Below are 1530 nucleotides of genomic sequence, written 5' to 3'. Positions count from 1 at the left end.
ACCGAACTGCAAAGCGCAGCCTCGGTTGAGGATCAGACCCGCCTCTGCCAGCGCCTGATTGAAGGGAAAGAGTGGTCCGTCACAAGGATCTATGCTGACCGCGGTCTGAGTGGCGCTTCACATCTGCGCCCGGGCTACCAGAGGCTGCTGGAAGACGCCCGCAACGGGTGTTTTGACGTGGTCGTTGCTGAAAGTCTGGACCGGCTCAGCCGCGATCAGGAACATATCGCGGCATTCTTCAAGCAGATGAAGTTTCGGGACATTCCCATTGTCACCGTGGCTGAGGGTGAGATCACTGAGCTGCACATTGGTCTCAAGGGCACCATGAGCAGCTTGTTTCTGAAGGACCTCGCCCAAAAGACCCATCGGGGCCTTGAGGGACGTGTTCGCAAAGGCAAAAGCGCCGGCGGTGTGACCTACGGCTATGATGTCATCCGCAGCCTGAAGGCCGACGGCAGCGTGACCACGGGCGACAGAGAGATCAACGCAGATGAAGCAGAGGTTGTCCGGCGCATCTTCTCAGACTACGTCATCGGCAAAAGCCCCCGTGCTATCGCGGGCGCCTTGAATGCAGCAGGCATTACAGGCCCGCGTGGCAGCGCCTGGGGCATGTCCACCATCTATGGCAACTGGCGCCGGGGAACGGGTATTCTGAACAATGAGCTCTATATCGGCCGTCTGGTCTGGAACCGCCAGCGCTTCATCAAAGACCCCGATACCGGCAAGCGTCAGGCCCGGCTCAATCCAAGGGAAGACTGGGTGATTGAAGAGGTCCCTGCCCTGCGTATTGTGGAACAGACGCTCTGGGACCGCGTCAAAGCCCGCCAGCAATCCACCCGAAGCGCCGTTATCAGCGACGGTATCGTGCGCTCCGAGCGCGCCCGCCGTCCCGTGCACCTGTTTTCTGGCTTGTTGACCTGTGGGTGCTGTGGCGGGGGCTATACCGTTGTCGGCAAAAATTACTACGGCTGCGCCAACGCCCGCAACAAAGGCACCTGTGACAACCGCCTCACCATCAAACGTGAGGAACTGGAAGCCCGCATTCTGTCCGGTCTCAAAGACCAACTCCTGCATCCCGATCTGATCGCTGAGTTCACTGCGGCCTATCAGGAAGAGTACAACAGGCTGGCGGCAGAGGCGCGCCACGGACAAGCCAAAGCTGAACACGATCTGGCCAGGGTCACGCGACAGATCGACAAGATCATTGAGGCCATCACCGAAGGTATGTTCCACCCGAGTATGAAGATCAAAATGGACGAACTGGAGGCCCGCAAGGCAGAGCTTGAAGCAGAGCTCTGCTCTGCGGACAATGATCTGCCGGTGTTGTTGCACCCGGGTCTGTCCGGGATCTACCGTGAGAAAGTTGCCGGCCTGACCCGGGCATTGAACGATCCGGCCACAAAACCTGAGGCCAGCGACATCATCCGCCGCCTGCTGTCGCAGATCAAACTTGTTCCCGAAGGAGACACCCTGGTGATTGAGCTTGTTGGGGAACTGGCAGGATTGTTGTCTTTGTCCGGAAACCAGAAC

The 1530-nt window shown here is 58.8% G+C and carries 1 protein-coding gene; it reads left to right on the top strand.

Features of this window, described 5'->3' with window-relative positions:
* The coding region (locus tag DWA01_RS15295; RefSeq protein WP_136057766.1) for a recombinase family protein at positions 1-1530 on the top strand (1530 nt) is incomplete at both ends.

Origin of the sequence: Candidatus Halocynthiibacter alkanivorans (genome assembly GCF_003333265.1) — a bacterium.
Taxonomy (GTDB): Bacteria; Pseudomonadota; Alphaproteobacteria; order Rhodobacterales; family Rhodobacteraceae; genus Halocyntiibacter_A; species Halocyntiibacter_A alkanivorans.
This window is presented reverse-complemented; position numbering and strand designations above follow the sequence as displayed.